Genomic DNA, 21,260 nt, shown 5'->3' with positions numbered 1-21,260 from the left:
ACAGAATAATCCAGTTTGGTCACAGGGGATCATGATTAAATGAATCCCTTGGTTTTCTGTTCAAAAAGTAGAAAAAACCGATTCCAGAAGTTACCAATAGTCAAATGCCACCTCTAAAAAGGTGGCGTTACATTGATTCCCGATAAGGTAGCTGTATTCCTGATTAATCCTCTAGCAATGCCATTTGTTGCTCAAGTTATTGAGCAACTTTATCCTAATACCTTACATAACGCGTGATAATAACGCCATTCCTCCCCAGCGTATCAACAAAATATCCACTAGCCCAAAATGGTGACTTCAGCGTTTTTTACGTATAGGGAGCAATCGATTATCACGTATTATTGCACTACATCCTTTCAGGACTCCCATTTGGGTTGAAATTGATAACTGAAGAGGGATCATGGCAACAAAATGGACATGCTCTGGCTGAACATTTAGCTCTAGCACTTCACTGCCCTTCATATTGCAGAGAATATAAATTGTTCTATCGACGTTACTTTCAATATCTTATAACGATATTTAGGCGTTCGAACTCGATGATATGTGCAACGCCAATACCGTATGATGACCGCGGTATAAACCCCTGTGATTTCCTCTTTACTTGTGGTGAATAAGAGGATGTTTTTAGCATGGATTACCTTTCGGCTATCGTCTCACAAATTCAACCCTCCTAAAAAGGGGGCTTAAGACTGACCATTAAAATGCGTGTGCTAACACGGTATTCAGACTGCTGACAAACCTATTATGTTTGGCAGCAAGTCGAATAGGTTTTGAAAATAAACGAAGAAAATCAATTTATAGATTTTCAGCTGATAACACACAGTGGGAAAACCACGCTTTTATCCCGCGTTGTCAACAACCTCAATGCCGTGTGCTAGCACGGCATTGTTTCTCAAAGCACGATTTCATTTGCTATACCTGATGTACTGCGACATAGCGTTGGTAGCGCGTAGGTTTGAGTTTCGTCAAATCCACTAACACCAACCCATCAATACAATTGTTAAAGGCGGGGTCAGTGCCAAAATCAATAAACTGTACCCCACCTGGCTCACAGAGTTCAGTATATTGCTTGTATAAAGTCGGTATAGAACAACCAATATTATTCAAAAGGCTCTTCAGTTTAATTAAATCTTCTTGATAATTATCCCCTGAAAATTGCGCTAATACCTGTGGTAGTGATGCAGGGTATGGTCGACGAGACTGTGCTATTACATGTTCGGGCGAAAAATAAAGCCGATAAAAAGCAATTAATAAGTCTCTCGCCGCAATAGGCATCGCACCAGATATTGATACGGGACCAAATAAATAACGATATTGAGGATATTTAGCAAGATAAGCCCCGATTCCCAACCAAAGGTAATCAAGTCCCCGCTTTCCCCAATATGCCGGTTGAATAAAGCTACGGCCTAATTCTATGCCTTGCGCAAGGATGGGAAGCATTTCTTTATCATAATGAAATAACGTATGGCTATAGATGCTTTCAATTCCTTTTTTTGCCAATTGTTCAGCAGTAGGAATAAAACGATAAGCGCCAACAATTTCTAATTCATTTTCATCCCATAACACCAAATGATAATAATCATCGTCATAAGTATCTAAGTCTCGCCGCCTTCCCGAACCTTCACCGACTGCCCGAAAAGCAATTTCTCGTAATCGACCCAGTTCACGTAAAATTGGGGTTCTCTCTTCATCTTTTCGACGATAAAGAAAAATAGCCTTGCCGTCTGGAGCTGTACCTAATCGTTCGCATGCGCTTAATGCCTTTTTTAATTCAAGGCGATCTTCAGGTAAAGCAATCGCGGACTCACTAATAAATAACCCTTCTTTTCCTTGCCCTAGAAGATAAGTATGGCGACGAAAACGCTCAGCAAGATCATGCGCTCGCGTATGCCCATCATGCCAATGAGTAAAGGGAATACGACCACCAATGCGAATTTTTATTCGTCCGCCCCGTTGCTTAAACATTTCACGCACTAATAATAGGGTAGATAAAGGACGATAAATAAATGAGGTCAAATAAAATAGATGGCTATTTCGCCCACTAACATGAATAGGCACGATTGGGGCTCGCGCTTTAGCAGCTAAGCGCAAAAAGCCAGTATGCCAATGACCATCACGAATGCCTTTAGCGCTCAATCGAGAAACTTCCCCCGCAGGAAATAAGATCAAAGCCCCCTGTTTATCTAGATGCTGCTGCATCGCTTCAATTTGTTTTCTGCTCGTACGGTTCCCCATATTATCGACAGGAACAAATAAACTACTTAGTGGCTCAATATAATTTAAAAGTTGGTTTGCAACGATTTTAACATCTGGTCGAATGGTTGCTACGGTTCGCAAGATGGCTAAACCATCTAACGAACCTATCGGATGATTTGCCACTAACACAACAGGGCCTTGAGAAGGGATATTTTCTAGGTCGCCATCAACTAATTCACAACTAATATTAAAATGCTCAACTATTTGCTCAACGAGATCTATTCCTTTTAAATGTGGATAGTCTTCTGCAAACTGTTTAAATTCTTTTTCCAGTAAAAGTATTTTCAGTAAATTACGTTGCCAAGCGGGAGGGGATCGCTCAGGAAATATATCTTGCAACAAAGCATCCAAACTAAACATAATATTGTCTCCTAGTTTAGTTATTGCAAATCTAAGCTAGAATAATGACAGTCATGTGTCAAACTCATGACAGAAAAATTAATTAATCACTATTTGATTAATTAGCTATATTCTTTATTAATATAGCATAAAAACCCAATATCATCAGTGTGACACCGCGAATAATGTTATTCTCTCCAATCGCTCCAAATATGAACATCACAACACACTTTAATAATAAAGAATATAAAAGCACGGAGATTTATTATAGATAGCGATAATCAGATTAAGGGTATGTGAGACTTTACCTCTTTCATTTCCGTTGTTTTTTAGTAAAAAACTTTATTATTTAGAATTAATAAAGATAAAAAAACAATCTTCATTCACGCTGTTCATTTTATAAAAAAGAACAGCGTTACCAACTAAGATAAAAGATTATGACTTAGAGAATAACTCAATAAGACAAAAGTCATATTCTGATAGAGATGCTGCAATATACGCTAATGAATTCCCTTCATTTTCCACCAACAATGTTTCAAATGCATTCAAAGCATAAGACTTGCCATCGACAGTGACATTAAGTTGGTCTGCGATATTAAATATCAATACTCGCTCGGCATCACTAATCCATGGAACAGGACTTTGCTGTGTATGGAACCAATGAAGGTGAGCCGCATATTTTTCCGGATTATAGATAAGGTTAAAATCACGAATGGCCTCATCTAACAATTCAGCATAAACATCACTTTCTCCATGAAATGCAAAAAATTGTTTTTGCCGCAATGCTACCGCTGCTTTTTGGTCAATATGTAGAGCCAGCCCCGAACCACCATCAAGTACACCAATGATCCGTTTTCTATTTGGAAAATGGGAGAAAGCGCCTGCTGTTTTAACATCTGCAATAGAAACGCGCCAATCAAAATCAGTCAACCCAACACCGTGACTACGCGCAATTTCTAAAGTAAAACCCTGCCCATTTTTCCACGGCATCTTTTGATAGTTTTCAGCTGATAATACTCGGGTCATGGATCCATTAGCCTTTAAGTTAGTGGTTTTGTTGTAAGGATTTAAACATATACTAAAAAATAGCTAAATTATACTGAACTCGTTTTAGTCGTTCATTACACGATGAATGCTTAAGTGAGCAAACCGATAATTTTTTACTTAAATTAGATAGATGGCATAGTGATAACTATAAAATCATCCACCACTCAATCGTTAAACCACCCCGTTTTCTAAGATATTCTGCAAAAAATTAAGGGGGCACTATGTGAATCTATTTTAATGATTAAAAACCAAGCAGCAATACGCGTTGAATTAATTTATCTAAAAACTTTTCTTGGATACTTAAAAAAATAATACAATCAGTTAATTTTACTAGTAAGATTAACTGATTGTATTAGAATCAAATAACTAAAAATAAAAGTAAAAATTTAAATAATCAGTCGTATCACATAGTAAAGGAAACATCACAATGGCTCTTGTGGATAATGTTGAGGCGGGTAAGCTGACTCTAAGTGAATTGATTAACACTTTGGCAAAAGATAAAAACTATTCTCTGTCAAAGTGGAATAAACGATACCGAGAATTAACAGCACAGCTACAGAAAACGTCAACATTCTTGATGCCTGAAACCGATGATTTGCTAAAACGACTATGGTATGAACGTAGTAATGGTATTGCGAGTATTAAACAAGGTGTTCCATCTTTAGTTGAATACGAACAGAATCTCCCACTACTTAGAGAGCTCACTGAGCGCATTCGTCAGCAGCCAGATGAAGCAACCTACCAATACGTCAACGATGCTCTGCAAGAGGCCAAAAAAAATGGGCAATTTAAGCGTATGTACTGGAGCTTAAAAAATCGTGTATTTGCCGCCTTTTCACCCGAAATCTGCACCAGCACAGTGGACGAAAATGCGTTTTCTAAAACAGCAGATTTCCTTAATAAGCAATTTCACCTCGGTTTGGTACTGAAGGGAAATTGGTTACAAAAAAACCACGAATTGAAGCAAGCTATCCACGCTCAATCTCCCAATATAGATCCTTATTACGTGAATATGGCTACTTGGCATCTCTATGAGTTGCTCCGTGAACGTGATAATCAACAAAAAAAGAAAACGGTACCTACCCCCCGATTAACCGCCAGTCATGAACCCAACACCACTAAGACCCTTTCACATCAACCAACTAACGTGATCTACTTTGGCCCACCAGGCACAGGTAAGACTTACACGTTGCAGCAAAAAATGAAAGAGTACACCTCTCATGCTATACCAGCCGACCGCGATGCTTGGCTGGATTCTCGCCTTGAGCCATTAAACTGGATGCAGGTGATAACGTTAGTGTTGCTTGATCTTAATAAACGCGCAAAAGTGCGCCAACTTATTGAACATACATGGTTTCAGCGTAAAGCATTATTAAATGACCGTAATAGCAATTTATCAAATACAGCTTGGGCTACGTTGCAAGCCTATACCGTTCCCGAATCATTAACCGTTGATTATAAGAATCGGCGTGAACCTGCGATATTTAATAAAACAGATAATAGCGAGTGGCTGCTAATTGATGCACAGCTCGAACAAGTAGAGGATTTGCTCGCACTTTACACCGAGCTTAAACATGGCCCTAAACCTGAGGAAGCCATCCAACGTTTTGCTGTGGTTACTTTTCATCAATCTTACGGCTACGAAGAGTTTATTGAGGGTATCCGCCCTCGCTCTGACGAAAATGGCAACATCTCTTACCCTATTGAGCCGGGTATCTTTATGCGCCTATGTCAACGCGCCAATGCCGACCCAGCGCATCGCTATGCTATTTTCATTGATGAAATCAATCGCGGCAATATTTCCAAAATTTTTGGTGAACTGATCTCGCTCATTGAAGTGGACAAACGGGCTGGCATGCCCAATGCCATGAGCCTGCAACTGTCTTATAGCCGTGCTCATTTCAGTGTTCCCGCCAATGTTGATATTATTGGAGCCATGAATACCGCAGATCGTTCTTTAGCTATGATGGACACGGCTTTACGCCGCCGCTTTGACTTTATTGAAATGATGCCTGACCTATCTTTATTAAGTGATATAAAAGTTAAAGGTATTGAACTTGAGCCTTTGCTAGAAAGACTTAACAGCCGTATCGAAGCACTTTATGATAGAGAACACACATTAGGACATGCATTCTTTATACCCGTAAAAAAAGCACTCGATACTCACGATGAAGATTCCGCATTTGAACAATTAAAGTGGGTATTTCAGAATAAAATTATCCCTCTCTTGCAGGAATATTTCTTCGATGACTGGAGCAAGATTAGATTAGTACTTGCTGATAATCAAAAATCTGAGGAGCATTTACAATTCGTCATTGAAAAAAATAACGATTTAGATACGCTTTTTGGTAGCGATCATCCATTAGGAAGCCATATTCAGCAATTAACAACATATGAATTAGAGGCATTTGATCAGGAAATTTGGGATACCCCACAAGCCTATAAAGCAATTTATCAACCACAATAACCCCCTTTTTATAAGTAGGCTAGAAATATATGGATGAAGTCATTTCTATTTTCGAGTATGACCTTTTAGGAAGAGAAAAATCATCGCCTACTGGCGTGAGAATACTTCATCCAGAACTCTTTGATTATTTAGAGCAACTGAGTTTAGCAACTCCTCAAGGAAGCAAATTATTCAAATTGACTTCACGCTCAGGTTTTAAATTACTTCAGGTACAAAACTACGCTGGAGTCTTATATACACCTCACGGCACACAGCTTGAGATATTACCTAAAATTGGTAAAAACCTCACGAGTAAGAGTGCACGAGAAGCCTTTCTTACAATGTTAAGCCATCTTCCTAACTTTCGACACCTTCGAACACAACAGACAACGCTACAAACTCAACATACACCGCTGCTTGAAATTTTTATCCACCAATTTTTGTATAGCGTTAGCCTATTAATTAAACAAGGTTTACGTTCAAATTATGTAAGTGAGCAAAATAACTCGTCATATATAAAAGGAAAGTTAATTCTTTCAGAACAATTACGACATAACATAGTGAATCGTCATAGATTTTGTATTGAGTATGATGAATACATGCCTGATTGTGCAGCCAATCGGCTTTTACACTCCGCACTAAATGCGTTGGTTAGTTTAAAATTATCATCAGAGAATCAACGCTGGCTTTACGAATTACGCTTTGCTTTTGACGGTATTCCACTGAGTCGTGATATTGAAAGCGATATAAATAGCCTACGCTTGGAACGCGGCATGGCTCATTACCATGAACCACTCATTTGGGCACAATTAATTCTCAGGGGAATGAGCCCAACCTCTTTACAAGGAAATGTTAAAGCAATATCACTTTTATTTCCTATGGAAGCAATATTTGAGGCTTTTGTTGCACAAACCATCCACAATGAATTGCCTCCGGAATTTAAAATTGCAGCACAAGTAAGCAGTTATTCCTTAGTAACACATGGCAATAATAACTGTTTTAAACTTCGCCCAGACCTGCTAATTCAATCACGCCAGCCTGTTAAAGCTAAAATAGTGATGGACACTAAATGGAAGTTAATAAATTGCAAACAAAGAAAAAAATCGCTATATGGGCTATCACAATCGGACTTCTACCAAATGTTTGCCTATGGACAAAAATATCTTAATGGAGAAGGTGAGATGTATTTAATCTATCCAGCACATGATGATTTTAGTCAACCAATACAACAACATTTTGCTTTTTCAGATACCTTGAGATTATGGGTTGTACCATATCAGATTACAGAAAAAGCAGGCCAAAGAATGATGTGGCCAGATAAGAGCTGTAATCTGATTAAATAAACTTAATCTATTTCAATATAGATAGATTATTATTTTTTCTCTGATTACGAAAACTCATCTACCATCCCTTGAATTCATTTATCTTTAATAAAATTATTTAAACTCCGTAGCTAAAAAATGAAAATATCAAAGTGATTTTCATTTTACCCAACAAAATCTTCTACAGAGTTATATTTTATGACAACACTTTATAATTATTGGTTATAAATCAATCAATATGTGAACCCTTGGTTTCTTAAGTGCTCTATTGGGACATCAGCAACTAATTTATATTGATCCCTAAGTAAACGTTAAGGTACTAATAGTAGAGAATAACGCCAACTATTTTGAACTGATTATTATTTTAAAGGAAAGTACTATGCGTAATATTATCTATATAGCAACCAGCCTAGACGGCTATATTGCTGATGCAAATAATCTGTTAGATTGGCTATTTTCCGTTCCTAATCCTGAACAAGATGATATGGGCTTTTCAGCCTTTATGCAAAGAATTGATGCTGTTGTCATGGGACGAAATACATTTGAAACTGTATGTAATTTTGATGGTGAATGGCCATACAATAAACCCGTATTTGTCTTGTCAAACTCAATGAAAGCAATACCAGAAAAACTCATAGGAAAAGCGATACATCTTGTACGGGGTGATATAACGGGCGTAATAGACTCAATACATCGTGCAGGCTTTCACATCCTTTATATCGATGGAGGCTCTGCAGCAAAACAATGTCTTGTAGAAGATTTAATCGATGAAATGATAATTACAACTGTACCGATACTATTAGGTGGTGGCACGCCATTATTTGGGCATGTAAAAGAACCATTGCAGTTTATTCATATTAAATCAGAACGTTATTTTGACTACATGGTTAAAAATACATGGTATCGCCAGCGGAAATAATGATGTAGTGAACATATATTTTTCTAAATAGGGTATAGTTTTTCATACCTCACGCGCTTATATCGCTTATAGTCTATTGGATTAATTATAGTCAGTTGTGGAGTATGAAAAACACCAAGCCTTGTCTTTTAATTAAAACATTAAATTTTCCATACTGGTAATTTTTCTAATATGCTTATTATAATTTCTGGTGATTGATTTTATCTATGATATTGTTTCATCATAGAATATGACTCTTTGCATTCTTTTTAATCCGAAAGCCAATCAAATATATTAACAATATAAAACTATACTTCAACGATAACTTTAACGACACGTTTATTATCTTAAAAACAGTTAACGAATCATAGGAGTATTTGCTTATTTTTTATTATAAAATACACTATCACACATTATAACTGACTAATATCAGATATAAGTTTAATTTGACGAATGCAGTCTAGGCATTTTTAACTTTTATAACCTATTGCTATTCATACAAGAAACACAACATAAAATAACTCAAATATTGCTCTCTGAGCATTTTTCTCTACCTAGAGTTCTAAAATATTGTTAAGCCATGCCTATATAACACAAAAAGTGCGAACAAAAGTGCCACCTCATTATATTATTGAAATGACCTAAATATAGCTTATCGCAATCGATTGAACGTTATGATTTCAAATTGAGGATCACTTAGGAATTATATGACTATGTCTGAACAAAATATCTATGATAATCCAATTTTCTTTGAGAAGTACAAAAGCTTAAGAATGAATGACACGGGTCTGAATGGAATAATGGAAGAACCCGCGCTAAGGGTGTTACTACCGGATTTAACGGATAAAATTGTTCTTGATTTAGGGAGTGGATTCGGTGATTTTGCTCGCTATGCACATAGCATGGGAGCCAAAAAAGTTTATGGCGTTGAATTATCTGCAAACATGATTGAGCAAGCAAAGCTCATCACACACACTGACGATATTGAATATATTCATGCCTCAATGACTGATCTTCCTAAGTTTCAAGAAAGTTTTGATTTAGTGATTTCCTCTCTCGCGATTCATTACGTTGCTAATTTTAATCAACTCGCCAAAGAGGTATATTCACACCTCAAACCAGGTGGGAAATTTATCTTTTCGGTCGAACACCCAATGTGTACTGCGAAATCATCGTCATTTATGAAAAATATAAATGGTGAATTTGTCTGTATGCCCATTGATAACTACCAAAATGAATCAATACGCCACACTACATGGTTTGTTGAGGATGTTATTAAATATCATAGAACATTAGAAAGTTATATCACTGGGCTGCTTGGTGCAGGGTTTACCCTCGATGCTTTAAAAGAGCCTAAAGTCATAGACTCAGCGCTTATAGATAGGCCAGAAACAGCCATCTTTAATCGTTATGCACCTTTTTTAATATTAAGCGCATATCGCTAATTGTAAGCAGTGCACATTGGTTACGATTATTTAATCAGTATGGTGCTTTGTTCAATGCCAACATATTGGTTGCGATTGACTACAGGGTGTCGATATGAAGTAAAAATTCAAAACGGCACTTTGGGAACTTACCGAGAGAAGCGGTTAATACCATTTTTGAAAAGAATATATTGTCTTCCAAGCGCCAAAACCAAGGAGATGCTGGAGGCATGGAAATAAACTCTTTTTTGGTAACTAAAAGCATAATTGTTATTAAGAGATATATTCAACTCAAGAGAAGATGTATTGAATAAATTACGTTATGACAAGTTAACGTAATTACATACTACGAAAAGAGAATTTGAGACATAAAAAAAGACGCCTTTTAGCGTCTTATTTTCACTTAAGTGGTGCGAAGGCCGGACTCGCATTTTATAGGCAATGCATTGTTTTTATTTGCTATAAATTTATAGGGAATTTTTTGTATACTTATATGTATACTCACCGACTAAAATCATTAAAGAGCAGGTATAAAGTTTAAGATTATGTGACCCGCTTTTTAATAACTTAAATACAACGATTGTTTGGCATAATTACTAGCTCTTGTATGGTAAAATGATATCACAAGGAAATACCTATGATAATGACTAGAGGATTCTTATGGATATCAACGAGCTTCAGTATAGTACCTTAACTGATGAAAATGGTGTACCCATTATCTATGCAAAAGAGTGCTTATCTTTTCCTGATGAAATATCGTTTCCAATCGCAAAAAAAGAAGATCTAAGTAAGATTAGTAACTTAGTCTCACAATCTATGCAAGGGGTTATCAATACAAGTGGACGTACCATTGAGCTTGTATTTAAACCTGAAATTCAAAAAGGCCTAAAAGATGGCTCACTAAGAATGATGCGAACTAAAACTGGTGAAGTACTCGCTGATGCAGTTCACAGTAGTGGAGCTAAAGTTGGGAGGGTGGCAGGAAAAGGACGAATAGTCGAGGCTGGAAAACTAAAACAACTAGCCACAGGATCTTTTCAGTTAATGAGTTTAATTGTAGCTCAAGCTCATCTAGCCGATATCAATAAAAACTTAACAGATATAAAACTAGCGGTTAATAGTTTAAGAGACAAAATTGATAGTCATAATGCAGCAGAAGTCGAAGGCCGCATTGATTACCTTCAAGGAATTATTGAAAAGATGCAACGTGGTGATTTTGACTATGAAATGTCTTTGCAGATAAAGGTTAAGATTGAAGATATTGTTGCTGATGCCTTTGTATTACAAGCTAAGTTATTAGCTGACCTACAAAATATTAAAAATGAAGTAGTTAGCTTAACGAATTTAGATACTTTTGGGACAGGTGGTACTTACCAGAAATTGAAGGAAATATCAGAACAGATCCCCCCTTTAATTACTCGCCGTAATGTTTTTCTTAAGATGGCATCATTGTTGGCATATATACAAGCCTGTATTGATCCATTAAGTAAAGATTTTAGCCAATTTGATTTAAAGAAAGACGTTTGGAATGCTGCTTTAAGTAACCTTATTGAAATAATAGCCACCAAAGCTAATAATTTGTTATCTAAAGCCAAGTTTAACAGTGATGAAATTCTTAGCCTTCGCCGCAGCTTTATTCTTAACACGCTAGAACTTATTAATAATAATGCAACCAATAATTACGAACAATTTGAAAATTCATTAATTAAGCTTAAAAATAATCATCAAAAAGTCTTATCACAAAATGGTAAATTACGACTTGTCGTTAGTCATGATGATAGTGGACATATACAACGGGCAGCTATTGTTGATTAATAATCAACAACTTAAATTCTAATGCTGTTTTATTTTATCTAAGTCCTATGCACAAAGTGACATTCAATTATAAAGGCATACCATCGATATTTTAGTCGACGTCATGCCTTTTATAATGTCATGAATATAAATCAATCTCCAAAATACTCGTACATTTTTTCAGTCATCACCCATAGCGCCTTATTTAATTTAATATCCCCATCAATGCCATTCACCGATCGAGTGCGAGCTCGCTTGCCTTTAGCGTTCCTGCCTGATAATCCCCCTTTGATTAAATTCTCCTGCAAACGTTGGTAGACGGTCCAAAGATCATCTTTCTTATCTTCCCGGCGACGAGTCTGTAATACTTGCTCCTCTGTAATTGGTTGATATTCCGCACCAAAACGATAAGTTAAAGCCGCATGTGCCAAGGCTTGTTGCGCTGGTGGCGGTAACAATAATGACTGCATTTGTTCTCGCTTCTCTGCTACCGAATCAAACGTTTCAAGTACTTCATAAGCCCCCTCAATCACCTTCCCTACCACATCGCCTTTATGGGGTACACGCACTTCGCCAAACGTATCGCCGCAAACTAAACCGTTGGAGCATACAGCTCTAAATAGACCCGGCAACATTTGATAACTACTTGAGCCATCATGACTATTAAGTAGGATAATTTCAGGCACTTGGCTACCTGTAATTTGATCATGGCGTCTGAGGCGCAACATATGCTTAGTATGATCGCGACGGCTTTCATCCCGCACACGAGTTTGACAAGCAAAGAACGGGTAGAAGCCTTCCTTTTGAAGACTATCCAATAAGGTAATGGTTGGGATGTAAGTATAACGTTCACTTCTGGATTCGTGTTTCTCTTCTGAAAATACGCTAGGTACTGTGCGGAACAATTCTTCAATGGTTAACGGGCGGTCACGACGAATGCTATTTGCCGCACCAAAGCGAGAAGCTAAACGAGCCATAATGAATTTCCTTTAAAATAAAGTAGATAGATAAGAAGGCGGCGTAAATAAGGGCGAGGTTAATCGATTAAATGGAAAATAGCGGAACGTTCAGGATGTTGCGCCGCATAATCACGCAATTGATAAAAGCGATCGACGAGGGTGTCACTTTCCGTTTGAAAGGACCATAAACTGTACATCATCAAACACACAGCTATGCCCGCTGCTTCAGGACTGAGTTCCGCTTCGTTACCATTATGCGGATTGAATAGCATAAGCTCCTCTTGATTCAAATCGGGATAAATAAAAGCGCCGCCATTAGATAAAGTGCAATATTCCCAATACCCGCCGTGGTAGTCCTCACAAAACTGGCCCATGGTAGTAAAAATCACCACTTCAAAGGTTGAAAAGCCTTTAACGTTGCCAAAATGAGTTTGCCAAAAATGCGTGCGCTGGCGGTTGGAAGCGGGTGTTGAGATGATGGGTTCAAGTGTCATAAAAAAGCCCTTCTGTGGATGTTACGAAATAAAAAAGGCAGACCGATTGGTCTGCCGTTATGTTGAATCTACATTGAAATAGTTGAGTTTTAGTGGTCACTAAATAGCCCGTTGAGTAGTCGTTCAATGGCTCCCCCCAATAAGGTTGTGCAAGCAAGCGTCGCCCCAAGCCGAGCCGCTTGAATTTCCGTGTCGGAATACTCGCCTTCAAGCGCAAGTTGTTCATTGACCGTCTTCTGGGCGTAGTAGGTGATAGACACCAGTGTCACAACACTCACAGAGGTGGCGATAAGTTTAAAAATGGACATAGATTACCCTTTAGTCAGGCGTTCACTGAATATGAACGCCGAATAGTGTGTGAAAACTCAGTATTGATATCGGGCGATATCCGGTTTTTGAAAGGATTGTGTTTGGTAGTAAAATAACGCTTTTGCTATTCCGTTAATAATTTTAGGGGTTTCAAGTTTACCTTGATACGCCCATGCGACGGCATCTGTTCTTGCTAAACGGCTCAATGTTTTTTCCATCATAGGGGTAAAATCCTCCTGCCCTTGTTTATCCTCTAGGTTATACAGAACATGCGTTAGAACAGGCTTTTCAGGGTTAACGAGGCTCCAAATAAAAACTTGGGTGATTGACCAGTCGTGTGCATTTTGTTGTGCACGTTTTAGGTCTGTGATGTATTGCTCCGTGATTTGAATGGCTTCATTTTGCTGGTGTCTAAATTGTGTTAACGCATTGGCATTGTGTTGCTGAAGCTCAGAGACCTTTTTCCGGAGCATTGCCTCGACATTTTCCGTTTGGTTTAACCACGGTAATAAATACAGGCCAACATCAGGGGCGTGGTCATTCAATGTCTCCGTTAACGTATTCCACGCTTTAAGCTGGCGCTCTGCTTCCTCTGACGGAGTATAACCGGCATTAAATGCAATCGGTGTCGTCATTGCATAGGGCTGGTCAACATTGCCTCTGAGCAATGACCAGTCATGTTGGGACAGTGTTGTGATGAGCTGTAAAACCTGCGTGAATCTCTGCTGAGCAGAAGTTGAATCTGTTTTCGGTGTTTCCGCATTGGCAAAGCGCGGTATGAATTTAGTCATACCGTCTATTGCCGTTTGATACCAGTTATTTAAATCGTGGTTAATGGCGTTTTGTAATACCCCTTTAGCTAACTGACACTTATAGACCACCAAGGGCCTTTCTTGTTCATCCGTTAAGGTTTCCCATGTTGGCGAAACACAATCTTTACGATGGTTGAGTACCCCGCCGAGTGTGACACTGCGGTCGTAATCATAAATCAATCCTTGAACACGCAAAATGTCTTGGGAAACAGTCTTAGCAGTAGTTGAGGTTGCATCATCACATCCCAGCAAGAGTGCGCTGCTGATGCAGACGGTATAAAAAATAGTTTTCATCTTAATACCTTATAATTTAACGAGTGATTGAATATATTGGTAATGGGGCAAGGCTTGAATAAACGCCTCTTCACATAACCGTTGGTTGAGGTCTTCACGATAACGAAAGCCCCGCGCCGTCATGACCACGTCTTGCAAGGCCATCACATCAAAGATATGAATGTGCTGCGCGATATCAGCGGCGAGATACCAATGACCGTGGTAATAAATCAACTTATACGGGGCGACGTTCGTGATGCTTTTTCCTTGGTGGGTAAATTGCAGTAAACGCTGTTTCACAATAGCTTGTGTGAGGACATAAAATCCCCCAAATAGCGAAGGACGCTGCTTAGGTGGTGTATGGTAGACAATGAACGGTGAATCAATCGTCGGGTCGAGCAGAACCGTCAGCAGCTTCCTGTCTAAAGCCGGAAACAGTGAGGTGACATGCGTAATGGCGGCAAAGCGCAATATGTCCTTATCGGTACGAAAGGGACGCTGTGATGCTGCCAATCGATAGCCACCTTGGTGATATTCCAAGTCCAGATATTGAAGGCGCTCATTAAAGTCACGCCGTAGGGTACGAGTCGAGACATTGAGCTCTTCTGACAGCTCGGATAAATAAACGGTTTCCCCGCGAAATAATTGACTAATAATAAACGCCAACCGAGACGCAAGCCGGTCATGGCGAGACACAGAAGTCGACATGATGTTGTCCTTATTAAAATAGCTCCGGCAAGCGGATAGAATGGGATTGATAAACCTTATTGCGATAAGGCTTTTTGTCGTAAGTACGCCACAATGATGCAGGCGGGAACGGTGACCCGATAAGCGGGTCCCGCTAAGTCAGCGACAAGCCATGCCGAGCTCACGGCAAGACCAATCGGCCCAGCAATCAAGGAAAGTGCTCGGTGTGCGGCAAAGAGTGTGCCAATGGTGGCAACCCCGCCGAGCGCATTAATTACACCAATGGCTGAGAGTGTGGCCACTTCCAGAGCAGCAATGCCTGAGGTACGGATAGTCGCTTGAACCGCAATCAAAATCAATTGTGGCGTGGGGTTGGTGAGGTTAAGTTGCATATCACGAGAGAAGGTTTGTAGCTCTTCTGTGGTCAGCTCATTTAAGCTTTTTTCTAATACTTTCAATAACAAATTTAATTCCAAGGTTTCGGTATTACCCTCCTTCGGATAATTGACATCAAGGTGGTCACAGACATCCTGTAAGATTTCACGGTACAGCACGCCCTTATTGCCTCGAACGAGACTCATCAAACTGTTAGCTCCAAAGGCTTGCAGCTCTGCCGCAATCGACATCCAATATTGCTGGTGCTCTGGATGGTAGAGTTGATATTCAGGCGAGCTGGTTAAGGTTTCAGTCCAACGCTTTTGCCCGTCTTTGCTGTCGTGAGTCAGTACAGACACAAGCAAGCCCAGTTCTTCATTGCTGCATTCACGTAAAAACGCTAAATCGGTATCTAATCGGTAAGTTGCCATCAGTGTTATTCCCTAGCTTGAAAAAGAGAACACCACGATAACAACCTCACCGGACAGGTTATGTCCGGCTATTTGACTTTTTTTCGAGAGAAAAATGCAGGGAAATGACAGGGTATGTCACTACATATATGTAATTTATTGATATAACTACCATTTCTCAACATCATGGCAGTACTGTATATTTGAAATTTTCTTGAGTTAACACCAAGTACAACGACTAGGATAAATCAACTAAAGAAAGCTTCTGAATAATTAGTTGGTTCTGTTCATCATTTTTGACCGTGATATTCTTTCTCAATCAACTCAGTGACCATATCGACAATGGTCTTATTGTAGGTTTGGGCTAACTCATCCAAGTGATTTTTTACATCAATGTCCAATTCACAATTTAATATTTTTATATGAGTTCGCCCTTTTCGGTATGCACGTTGTCCCCATGCTTTTTTCATATCCGATAACAACATTCTTCGCTCACTGCGATGTCTAAAGCTCCATGAGCGTAGTGCAGCATAAATAACCAATGGTAGTTCACCTTTACCACTTGGATTAAATAATTCAAGGGTATTAATCCCCCCGTAACTACGCTCAGCTCTTTCTTTATCATCATATTTTTTTAAGTATTCCCATGTCCAAATAGCCGCATCTCTTCCTCCATCGCTTAGCCAAGACATCTCTTTGACTTTTTGAGACTCCTCATGCCATTTTTTCTTAGCCTCGTCCATGAGCATTTTTTTTGTATTTTCCAAGAAAATAGAGCAATCTAAAAAATAGGTAATAGCATAAAATCTATCTAGATGAGAAGATTGCATATCTTCAATAGAAAGTAGCTCAAACCAATTTTTACGTCTATTACCATTAAATTTTGACAAATAAAAGCCAGAGTTCATTTCATCAATATCATGGATATATTTATTGATATCACGGTTTCGCAATATACCCCAAAAAAATGCACATGCATTTTCATCATTAGAAAACCAAGAAAAATTAGAACTTGGAAGTATATTTTTTTCTGTAGACTCTATGGCTATTCGCAAATATTCATTATCACTAAAGTCTCTTTCCTTAATAAGAAGGTTCAATGCAGTTTTAATCAGTGTGAAGTTACTAGCATCTAAGCCATATACATTTAAAAAATTAAATCTTTCATTACCCAGTAACAATCGAATAAAGAAAATTGCTTTTCTAGCATCTTTATTTTTTATTAAATCTTCAATATAAGCATTAATATCCATTTAAATTAAATCCCCTACAGTGTAGTTAATATGACTTTATTGTGCATTAAAATTGGATTTTATTATGTGATGTTGTAGTCAATTTGAGGTAATAGTGGGTGATAACATGAAGATTTATTGTAGTAAAGCTGTAGTTAAAAAAGACAAGATTTTTTATTTTCACAGATAAAACGGGCCTTTTAGCCGAGAAAGAAAAGCAACTTTCTTGCGTCAAAGGGGGACTAACTTGCTTACCTTAATAGCTAAGAAATTGAGTTATAATTCCGAGTGTAGAATACGCTTTTGTGTTTAATTGACCTTGAAGTAACGGTGTTAAAGCTAGGATTGTTTATTATTGATGTAATTGATTTGATGTGTTCAATCAGTGGCTTGATATACATGAAATAGCTTACATATAAGCGTATTGATTTTAATGAGCAAAAAGGTAAATCCATAGCTAAGTAAAAAAATCAGGTTGTTTACAATCACAAAGCTAGACCTGTGTTTTAAATATACGTATCATTTAATAAAACCATTAAACCAACCTTGCTTTTTCACCTTTAAATACTAATCCTATATTTGAAAATACCTACATAAGCTATCCTCGTAAAACCCTATCCCTTTTTAGCTATTCACTAACTATCATTATCAATCATTACTTCACAACTTGGACAAATTAAAAATAACTCCCCTGCCTGATGATACGAACCTTTATTAGATCACAGGTAACTAAAATGACAAATCGTGCACTACACTTAAATCAAGTTGTTCTCTCAACCACGTTTGAACATGACCGTTTAACGCTCACTCGAGACCACTCACTGCGTGAGTTAGTGTCTCTACTCATGGGAAATATTAAACACCTTTCAAAACGTCTAACCCATAAATTAGATTTATATAAAGGCATTCCCTTGTCACCTAATAACCCACGCTTGCAGCTCACCTCGACATCTCCCAAAGGTGAGCTCTTTTTAGAAACACTCAAGTTCACCCGTTACATTCAATCAATGAAAATATCGCAAATACAGCGCTTGCATCCCACTCTTGTGCTCTTGGTCTCTCTTGTTAACAAATACAGCCTGAGTGAGATACTGATAGACAAAGATAAATACTGGCTGGTGGATACCCCTGAACACGTTCAGTGGCTTAACGAGGCCTTCCATGAGTTCCAAAGCACGTTAAAGAGCCCTGACTACAAAAATCAAATCCGTACCTTTGAACAAGGCGCTCAGAAGAACTACCGACGAGCTCAGCAATACATTGACTCGTTGTATCAACGTTACTCCAAACTGCTAGTTGTGCGTGTAGACCTGTCTTACAAAAGTGGTATTTGCCATAGAGTTAAAGCTCATCACCTTCGTCAGCATCGACAAGCCCTGTACAAAGCCATTAATAGCGACCCACTCTTTTCACACTGTGTCGGGTATATCTTGAAATTGGAATTCGGCATAGAAAAAGGCTTTCATTACCATGCTTTGTTTTTCTTTGATGGACAAAAAGTGAGGCGGGATATCACGCTGGGCAAACTCATTGGTGAACTCTGGCAAGAACGTATTACAGAATGGGCGGGTTTGTACTTTAACTGTAATTACCAAAAAGAAAAGTATCGTGAACTAGGGATTGGCTTACTAAAACGTGCTGATGCGGAGAGTAAGAAAGGATTACTCAATGCAGTGAGGTATTTATGTAAAGCGGATGCATGGGTCCGTCTGGCTGTGCCTGAACTCAAACGCACCTTTTGGCGAGGCGAAATCAAACCGAGAAAACGCCAGTAGTTAGCAACCAAATTATTTTTTACACATCCGGTTAATGATGTGGAGTGATATCCACATCCCATTTTTCGATATCGCTCCTGCTTTTTATCCACATTAAAAACAGGAGTTCTACCATGAGCACGCAAACTGAAAATATTGCATTACTTGATGACCAATTTATTGACATGAAATTTATCACCGCACTAACGGGGTTAACGGATAAGTGGTTCTACAAATTAATCCAAGAGGGTGAGTTCCCCAAACCCATCAAGTTTGGTCGCATGTCGCGCTGGTTAAAAAGTGAAGTCGTACAGTGGTTACAAGCGCGCATTGATGAATCGAGAGGGGGCAACTCCGCCCTTGAATCCTAAGGCGCTAGAGCTAGTCGCCGTGCATTTTTCATAGCATACCCACTCATTACCCACCAACTCACTTTCAACCACACCTGATGCCATTGAGTGCGTTCTAGGCAAAACGACGTCCTAAATATACGAACCTGACTCGATATGCATGCAGCCTATGCTCAGTGGTCTTCTGAGTTTCAAGGTGGGTTGCCGAGTGTGGATCCTGAATGTTAGGTACTCAGAACGTTTAGTTTAAATTTTACAGAAGGAGCACAACCATGCTTAAATTACATGAAGTCAAAATGTCTCTCGCCCTAACACAAAACAATCGATTCGCCGGAGCCACCCAAGAACCGAGTTATTCACGAGAAAACTATTACTGTGCTCACTGCGGTGAGCCCGTCACACTTCACAAGACGCCAACGGAGTCATGGTTTACCCATTTTGATCCTCAGACCGCAGAGCACTGTCCGCGGGTCATCAGTAAGCTCAAGAGCTTAGAAGACAAGGCACGACTGAGCACACAGGTTCGATCAGTGTCCCCTATTTTAAAGATCACGGATTGGTTTTGCGTGCAGTGTCGTGAGTATTTTACAAGTAATCAAAAATGTTGCCCGAAGTGCCATGAGGGGATTTGGTGTATTCCTGCCCAGAATGTAACAGAGGAACATCAGCCTAAAACAGAAAAATCGTTTCCATTATGACCTTTTAATGCTCATGGTGTTAGGTTAATCAATCACGCTTTCGCTAAATGTGACCACGGTACTGCCACCAAAATTAAGCCTACCCTGATAAGCTCACCGAAGAAGAGGAGTTAAGGCTGAATTTTCATATCGAGGAACGGCTGTTACGCTATCACACACGGCCAATAATTATTTATCGCCAGTGGTGTATGAAAATTCCTTAAGAAAAGTGTCCTGATTTAGTTGCGCAGAACAACCAGCCCAGGCAGAAGTTGCTAGACGTGTTCGAGAGAATGAATTGCGTCAGTTGGCATTCTAGCGTGAGCTTCTAGCAAGGCCAGAAAAGAAACATTCGAACAATGTCAAGCCAATTTTTATAGCCAACAAGACGACTTGTTGATACTATGAGACCTAATGAAAAACAGTAGGTTGCTTGATGGCATTCAATCGATGGCTTCCTAGTTTTAGATGATTAGGGCTTGTCCCAAATGGATTGAGAGGCTGACAGTGCAAGACAACACTGGACTTGAAGAGCTTAGCCAAGCACAGAGAGAACGACTCGCTCATATTGATTTCACTTTGTTATTTAAAGGTGAAGCTGGGCGTAGTTATTTAACCGAGCGCTTTAGCGTAGCGCCGTCTGTGGCAACACAAGATTTTGCGCGGTACAAAGAGTTGGCTCCTAACAACGTTATGTATGACGAAAAGCGCAGAGTGCACTTGAAGACGAGCACATTCCAGCCGTTGTTTGATTATGACATTGTTCGAACTCTTGCGACGATAAGCCAAGGGTTCGGTGATGGCTTTCTTGGCAAGGTTAGGCCACCTATGGCTTGTGAAGCACCATTTCATCTCAATAAGCCGAAATTGGAAGTGGTAGCGGCGATTAGTGAAGCCATACATAAACGCGCGGTGATTAATATTGAGTACACCTCATTGTCGAGTGGTCATGGGAGCAGGCAAATAGTTCCTCATACCTTGATTGACAATGGCTTGAGATGGCATGTCCGAGCATTCGATAGAAAGCATAGAGAATTTAGGGATTTTGTGTTAACCAGAATAAGTGAAGTTGAGTTGTTAGAAGATGAGGTTAACGACGAAGTTGAGACTCTTCAGTGGGATAAGCAATGGAACCGAATCGTTGAACTAGAGCTGATACCTCATCCAAAACTAGCACATCCAGAAGCTGTATTGATAGACTACGCAATGGAAAACAATAGGTTGCGTGTAGAGGTAAGAGCTGCGTTCGCTGGATATTTACTGCGTTTATGGAATATCGATTGTTCAAAGAATAGCAAGAGCAATGGGCGAGAGTTCCATTTAGCACTTAAAAATCCAGAAGCACTATACGGCGTTGACAATGCTGCACTCGCTCCTGGATATAGCGAATCGTGAGATGAAT

Annotated in this window: 18 protein-coding genes and 1 pseudogene; 9 read left to right on the top strand and 10 right to left on the bottom strand. The window is 39.1% G+C overall.

Translation table 11 applies throughout. The annotated features are described in order from the left end of the window. Positions 1-214 precede the first annotated feature (214 nt). From tnpA to O7C57_RS02460, 3 genes and pseudogenes are all read right to left on the bottom strand, one after another. Positions 215-590, bottom strand: a pseudogene (gene tnpA / locus O7C57_RS02470) (IS200/IS605 family transposase). A gap of 322 nt (positions 591-912) precedes the next feature. Beyond that, positions 913-2,616, bottom strand: coding sequence for a lysophospholipid acyltransferase family protein (locus O7C57_RS02465; protein ID WP_154622004.1), 1,704 nt, complete (start codon positions 2,614-2,616; stop codon positions 913-915). Positions 2,617-3,030: 414 nt separating this feature from the next. Continuing rightward, positions 3,031-3,621, bottom strand: coding sequence for a HutD/Ves family protein (locus tag O7C57_RS02460; protein ID WP_269723568.1), 591 nt, complete (start codon positions 3,619-3,621; stop codon positions 3,031-3,033). A 448-nt stretch (positions 3,622-4,069) separates the two neighbouring features. Here O7C57_RS02460 and O7C57_RS02455 point away from each other — a divergent pair, with 448 nt between their 5' ends. The 5 genes from O7C57_RS02455 to O7C57_RS02435 all read left to right on the top strand — a co-directional run bounded on the left by O7C57_RS02455 (position 4,070) and on the right by O7C57_RS02435 (position 11,547). Continuing rightward, on the top strand, positions 4,070-6,109 hold the full coding sequence (locus O7C57_RS02455; RefSeq protein ID WP_196713676.1) for an McrB family protein: 2,040 nt from the start codon (positions 4,070-4,072) through the stop codon (positions 6,107-6,109). A 29-nt stretch (positions 6,110-6,138) separates the two neighbouring features. After that, positions 6,139-7,431: an McrC family protein gene (locus tag O7C57_RS02450; protein ID WP_154623474.1), complete on the top strand. Its 1,293-nt coding sequence runs from the start codon at positions 6,139-6,141 to the stop codon at positions 7,429-7,431. A gap of 358 nt (positions 7,432-7,789) precedes the next feature. After that, positions 7,790-8,329, top strand: coding sequence for a dihydrofolate reductase family protein (locus O7C57_RS02445; RefSeq protein WP_269723567.1), 540 nt, complete (start codon positions 7,790-7,792; stop codon positions 8,327-8,329). 692 nt (positions 8,330-9,021) lie between these two features. Then, positions 9,022-9,753 (top strand): class I SAM-dependent methyltransferase, encoded by a 732-nt coding sequence (locus O7C57_RS02440; RefSeq protein WP_269723566.1) that lies wholly within the window; start codon positions 9,022-9,024, stop codon positions 9,751-9,753. Positions 9,754-10,392: 639 nt separating this feature from the next. After that, positions 10,393-11,547, top strand: a complete 1,155-nt coding sequence (locus tag O7C57_RS02435) for a hypothetical protein (protein WP_181489905.1) — start codon at positions 10,393-10,395, stop codon at positions 11,545-11,547. Positions 11,548-11,678: 131 nt separating this feature from the next. On the opposite strand, the gene O7C57_RS02430 is transcribed toward O7C57_RS02435, so the two are convergent. The 7 genes from O7C57_RS02430 to O7C57_RS02400 all read right to left on the bottom strand — a co-directional run bounded on the left by O7C57_RS02430 (position 11,679) and on the right by O7C57_RS02400 (position 17,098). Further along, positions 11,679-12,503 carry a DUF932 domain-containing protein gene (locus tag O7C57_RS02430; protein WP_269723565.1) on the bottom strand — a complete coding sequence of 275 codons (825 nt, stop codon included), beginning with the start codon at positions 12,501-12,503 and terminating at the stop codon, positions 11,679-11,681. Positions 12,504-12,562: 59 nt separating this feature from the next. After that, on the bottom strand, positions 12,563-12,979 hold the full coding sequence (locus O7C57_RS02425; RefSeq protein ID WP_004261417.1) for an antirestriction protein: 417 nt from the start codon (positions 12,977-12,979) through the stop codon (positions 12,563-12,565). Between the two features lie 89 nt (positions 12,980-13,068). Next, positions 13,069-13,287 carry a hypothetical protein gene (locus tag O7C57_RS02420; protein ID WP_269723564.1) on the bottom strand — a complete coding sequence of 73 codons (219 nt, stop codon included), beginning with the start codon at positions 13,285-13,287 and terminating at the stop codon, positions 13,069-13,071. A 57-nt stretch (positions 13,288-13,344) separates the two neighbouring features. After that, complete coding sequence (locus tag O7C57_RS02415; protein WP_269723563.1) at positions 13,345-14,394, bottom strand: hypothetical protein; 1,050 nt, start codon at positions 14,392-14,394, stop codon at positions 13,345-13,347. Between the two features lie 9 nt (positions 14,395-14,403). Further along, positions 14,404-15,081 carry a helix-turn-helix transcriptional regulator gene (locus O7C57_RS02410; RefSeq protein WP_269723562.1) on the bottom strand — a complete coding sequence of 226 codons (678 nt, stop codon included), beginning with the start codon at positions 15,079-15,081 and terminating at the stop codon, positions 14,404-14,406. A gap of 56 nt (positions 15,082-15,137) precedes the next feature. After that, positions 15,138-15,866 carry a DUF3944 domain-containing protein gene (locus O7C57_RS02405; protein WP_269723561.1) on the bottom strand — a complete coding sequence of 243 codons (729 nt, stop codon included), beginning with the start codon at positions 15,864-15,866 and terminating at the stop codon, positions 15,138-15,140. A gap of 269 nt (positions 15,867-16,135) precedes the next feature. Next, positions 16,136-17,098, bottom strand: a complete 963-nt coding sequence (locus O7C57_RS02400) for a hypothetical protein (protein WP_269723560.1) — start codon at positions 17,096-17,098, stop codon at positions 16,136-16,138. Positions 17,099-17,811: 713 nt separating this feature from the next. Between O7C57_RS02400 and O7C57_RS02395 the strand changes: the two genes are divergently transcribed. The 4 genes from O7C57_RS02395 (at position 17,812) to O7C57_RS02385 (ending at position 21,253) form a co-directional block, all read left to right on the top strand. Beyond that, positions 17,812-18,852, top strand: a complete 1,041-nt coding sequence (locus O7C57_RS02395; RefSeq protein ID WP_269723559.1) for a YagK/YfjJ domain-containing protein — start codon at positions 17,812-17,814, stop codon at positions 18,850-18,852. Between the two features lie 113 nt (positions 18,853-18,965). Then, on the top strand, positions 18,966-19,202 hold the full coding sequence (locus O7C57_RS02390; RefSeq protein WP_269723558.1) for a helix-turn-helix transcriptional regulator: 237 nt from the start codon (positions 18,966-18,968) through the stop codon (positions 19,200-19,202). Positions 19,203-19,453: 251 nt separating this feature from the next. Beyond that, positions 19,454-19,879 carry a putative zinc ribbon protein gene (locus O7C57_RS21850; protein ID WP_425476430.1) on the top strand — a complete coding sequence of 142 codons (426 nt, stop codon included), beginning with the start codon at positions 19,454-19,456 and terminating at the stop codon, positions 19,877-19,879. 447 nt (positions 19,880-20,326) lie between these two features. Then, positions 20,327-21,253 carry a WYL domain-containing protein gene (locus O7C57_RS02385; protein WP_269723557.1) on the top strand — a complete coding sequence of 309 codons (927 nt, stop codon included), beginning with the start codon at positions 20,327-20,329 and terminating at the stop codon, positions 21,251-21,253. Positions 21,254-21,260 lie beyond the last annotated feature (7 nt).

Origin of the sequence: Providencia sp. 21OH12SH02B-Prov (assembly GCF_027362595.1) — a bacterium.
Classification (GTDB): Bacteria; Pseudomonadota; Gammaproteobacteria; order Enterobacterales; family Enterobacteriaceae; genus Providencia; species Providencia zhejiangensis.
The sequence above is the reverse complement of the archived record's forward strand: the minus strand, read 5'-3'. Positions and strand labels throughout refer to the sequence as shown.

What these genes read in the sequence shown, in the direction of transcription:
- O7C57_RS02465 (WP_154622004.1), bottom strand. Translation starts at nt 2,616, where the DNA reads ATGTTTAGTTTGGATGCTTTGTTGCAAGATATATTTCCTGAGCGATCC.
- O7C57_RS02460 (WP_269723568.1), bottom strand. Translation starts at nt 3,621, where the DNA reads ATGACCCGAGTATTATCAGCTGAAAACTATCAAAAGATGCCGTGGAAA.
- O7C57_RS02455 (WP_196713676.1), top strand. Translation starts at nt 4,070, where the DNA reads ATGGCTCTTGTGGATAATGTTGAGGCGGGTAAGCTGACTCTAAGTGAA.
- O7C57_RS02450 (WP_154623474.1), top strand. Translation starts at nt 6,139, where the DNA reads ATGGATGAAGTCATTTCTATTTTCGAGTATGACCTTTTAGGAAGAGAA.
- O7C57_RS02445 (WP_269723567.1), top strand. Translation starts at nt 7,790, where the DNA reads ATGCGTAATATTATCTATATAGCAACCAGCCTAGACGGCTATATTGCT.
- O7C57_RS02440 (WP_269723566.1), top strand. Translation starts at nt 9,022, where the DNA reads ATGTCTGAACAAAATATCTATGATAATCCAATTTTCTTTGAGAAGTAC.
- O7C57_RS02435 (WP_181489905.1), top strand. Translation starts at nt 10,393, where the DNA reads ATGGATATCAACGAGCTTCAGTATAGTACCTTAACTGATGAAAATGGT.
- O7C57_RS02430 (WP_269723565.1), bottom strand. Translation starts at nt 12,503, where the DNA reads ATGGCTCGTTTAGCTTCTCGCTTTGGTGCGGCAAATAGCATTCGTCGT.
- O7C57_RS02425 (WP_004261417.1), bottom strand. Translation starts at nt 12,979, where the DNA reads ATGACACTTGAACCCATCATCTCAACACCCGCTTCCAACCGCCAGCGC.
- O7C57_RS02420 (WP_269723564.1), bottom strand. Translation starts at nt 13,287, where the DNA reads ATGTCCATTTTTAAACTTATCGCCACCTCTGTGAGTGTTGTGACACTG.
- O7C57_RS02415 (WP_269723563.1), bottom strand. Translation starts at nt 14,394, where the DNA reads ATGAAAACTATTTTTTATACCGTCTGCATCAGCAGCGCACTCTTGCTG.
- O7C57_RS02410 (WP_269723562.1), bottom strand. Translation starts at nt 15,081, where the DNA reads ATGTCGACTTCTGTGTCTCGCCATGACCGGCTTGCGTCTCGGTTGGCG.
- O7C57_RS02405 (WP_269723561.1), bottom strand. Translation starts at nt 15,866, where the DNA reads ATGGCAACTTACCGATTAGATACCGATTTAGCGTTTTTACGTGAATGC.
- O7C57_RS02400 (WP_269723560.1), bottom strand. Translation starts at nt 17,098, where the DNA reads ATGGATATTAATGCTTATATTGAAGATTTAATAAAAAATAAAGATGCT.
- O7C57_RS02395 (WP_269723559.1), top strand. Translation starts at nt 17,812, where the DNA reads ATGACAAATCGTGCACTACACTTAAATCAAGTTGTTCTCTCAACCACG.
- O7C57_RS02390 (WP_269723558.1), top strand. Translation starts at nt 18,966, where the DNA reads ATGAGCACGCAAACTGAAAATATTGCATTACTTGATGACCAATTTATT.
- O7C57_RS21850 (WP_425476430.1), top strand. Translation starts at nt 19,454, where the DNA reads ATGCTTAAATTACATGAAGTCAAAATGTCTCTCGCCCTAACACAAAAC.
- O7C57_RS02385 (WP_269723557.1), top strand. Translation starts at nt 20,327, where the DNA reads ATGATTAGGGCTTGTCCCAAATGGATTGAGAGGCTGACAGTGCAAGAC.